3 protein-coding genes are annotated in these 2,462 nt (G+C 55.6%); all 3 read left to right on the top strand.

The window, feature by feature from the left end; all coding sequences use genetic code 11:
* The first annotated feature begins 1,286 nt into the window (after positions 1–1,286).
* The 3 genes from G6N75_RS06940 (at position 1,287) to G6N75_RS06950 (ending at position 2,358) form a co-directional block, all read left to right on the top strand.
* Positions 1,287–1,712, top strand: coding sequence for a hypothetical protein (locus tag G6N75_RS06940; protein ID WP_165347636.1), 426 nt, complete (start codon positions 1,287–1,289; stop codon positions 1,710–1,712).
* A 119-nt stretch (positions 1,713–1,831) separates the two neighbouring features.
* Complete coding sequence (locus G6N75_RS06945) at positions 1,832–2,062, top strand: addiction module protein (protein WP_165347637.1); 231 nt, start codon at positions 1,832–1,834, stop codon at positions 2,060–2,062.
* Positions 2,062–2,358 (top strand): type II toxin-antitoxin system RelE/ParE family toxin, encoded by a 297-nt coding sequence (locus G6N75_RS06950; RefSeq protein WP_165347638.1) that lies wholly within the window; start codon positions 2,062–2,064, stop codon positions 2,356–2,358. Before G6N75_RS06945 ends, G6N75_RS06950 begins: the two co-directional genes overlap by 1 nt.
* Positions 2,359–2,462: the final 104 nt, after the last annotated feature.

The raw sequence follows: 2,462 nt of genomic DNA on the forward strand, positions 1-2,462 counted from the left end.
TAAAGAGGTCACGCCGCATGCCGCATAGCTGGTCCGCTCTAACTCGAGCTTGCAGCCGACGCCCGCAAACGGGCGCGGCTGAACCTGAACGTTAGGTTGCAAAGAGTTGGAGACTAATGGCTCAACTAACAGAATGTGGAGATTGCGGACATCACGTTAGCAAGTCAGCAGACTCCTGTCCTCAATGCGGCGCACGCCTAAGACTGCGATGGCATGAAGGCAGCTGGGCTACAGTATCTAAGGTTGTCCTATGGATCGTTGTTGGCTTGTTTGCGTTGGCGCTGTTCTCAGAATCATGAAGCAATCTAACAACGCATTCCCGCGGACGCCGGCTCCGCCGGTTCGCCCGCTGACGAGGACCGCCGCTGACCGCGAGCGTTAGGTTGCCGACGGTGACATCCGACAAAAGAAGAAACGACGCGACCGCTCAGCCAACTGGCGTTGAGACTAGGTGCGAAAGCGGTCATGCAGCTGCGAAAGGCCTCTCACGACTTGGGCCGAGAAAACGGGGCAAGAATAGAAAAGAAATCGTGCGAGGCCAGGAATACAGTCACTCTGGCCAGCTTGTTAACAAAGTTAGAATAATTGACCGTGAAAACAACAAATACAAAGAGCAAGTGTCGGATGCGCACACAGGCGAAATTATTCGCGACGTTGAGCATCCACTCACAGACCATACTGAACATGGATCCGCTAAGTTCAAGAAGAGGACAACCTAACTCAGCGCTGCAGCCGACGAGCTGCCCTGGCACGCGGCCTGCTGATGCAACCCGCGCGCCAGCCCGGCTCGCGGCTGAGCTTGGTCGTTAGAGCGCATGGAGCCCTCTCTTGTAATCGCAAGTTCCTTGAACCATGACGGCGACGGGCTGGTGCGAATTAGCGTAGTAGCAACCAGCGAAGCCTTTCATGCTGAGACGAGTGCCTGGGGTAATGCTGAGCAAATAAGTGGTTTAGCTGCGTCATTGGTCGGATTTCCACGATCCAGAACCGATACCGTGAGATATAACTTCGGCGGCGCCATGTCCGGGTTCTGTGATCTCGAATTCTTCTGTCTTGACGGACTGCTCCATACCGCTGTTAAAGTCACAATTGTTGCGCCTGACGCGTTTCGTTCGACTCAACGCTACGAAAACGCGGAACTGCTCATACGGATAGAGCCAAGTGCGATAGATCAGTTTGTCGCTTCACTTCACGCATTCTACCCAGGGCAGGCCAACAAGGCCGTATTGGTGGGGGTTCCGCAGTACCATCGAAATGCGCTCTAACAAACGCATGGAGACCGACGTTTGGCCGCTCCCATCATCCAACACGATCCGCCACACGATCCGCGTGACGATCCCGACCATCCAATTCCTTCCCTTGCTGTGATTGACGTCGCCACCTACAAGAAGGGTGGAGGCGCGGACCTGTTCATTATTGTTGCCTCACCTTTGGCAGCTGATCAGGGTTCACTCACACGCTTGCTCGACAAGATCGAGGGATATCTCCGGCACATTCTTTCGGAGGAGTTCCGAACGGAGGCGGGCGTGCCGTCACCGGAGAACACATCAATCATTGTCAATCTTCACTCCGATTCTGACCGCGCCGCTTGGGACCTGGTCGAGAGGTCAAAAGCATGGGTAGAGAATAACCATGCATCTCTAAGGGCAGAGATTCTGAAAAGCCACGGACCTGGCGGGCCCTCTAACAACACGCTGGAGACCGACGCTTGACCGCTCCCTCCTTTCGCTGTCGCTCCAGTCGGTCGCCGTCAAGCGCGGCTCAGCGTGAGCGTTAGCGGTTCACACAGGGTCGCGATAGACTGAGGCAATCCTGAAACGGAGACTCGACCATGGCACGGGCGGTAACAGAGATCTACGCGGAAATTCAGAAGCTTAGCAACTCTGATAAGGAAGAGTTGCTTAGGGCGCTGATGGCGGAGTTGGATGCCCCCCTCGATGCTGAAGTTGAAAAGGCATGGCTCAACGAGGCGCAAAAGCGGTACCGGGAGCTTGCGGAAGGACGAGTCCAGGGCGTGCCCGGTCATTTGGTTTTTGAACGCTTGCGTGCCCGCCTTGGCTAATGCGGTACGAATTCCATCCCGAAGCGGAGCGGGAGTTCACTGAGGAAGCGGCCTATTACGAATCTGAGATGCCCGGCCTGGGCGGCCGATTCGCAACAGAAATTGAACGGGCTGTCGATCTATTGCTTGAGCATCCGGAAAGCGGTGCGTCGATTGACGCCGAGTTGCGTCATTTCGTTCTAAGACGTTTCCCTCACTCGATCATCTATTCGGTATTCGAAGACACGCTATTCGTTGTCGCTATCGCCCATTCACGGCGGAAGCCGGGATATTGGCGATCCAGAACTGATGATTAACGCCCACACCGCTAACAATGGGCTGGAGACCGACGCTTGACCGCTTGCTCCTTTCGCTGTCGCTCCAGTCGGTCGCCGTCAAGCGCGGCTCAGCGTGAGAGTTA

It is taken from the genome of Thioalkalivibrio sp. XN8 (assembly GCF_011058255.1).
Lineage (GTDB): Bacteria > Pseudomonadota > Gammaproteobacteria > Steroidobacterales > XN24 > XN24.

Bases quoted from the DNA above. Each gene is read 5' to 3' on its own strand.
- G6N75_RS06945 (WP_165347637.1), top strand. From the start codon at position 1,832: ATGGCACGGGCGGTAACAGAGATCTACGCGGAAATTCAGAAGCTTAGC.
- G6N75_RS06950 (WP_165347638.1), top strand. From the start codon at position 2,062: ATGCGGTACGAATTCCATCCCGAAGCGGAGCGGGAGTTCACTGAGGAA.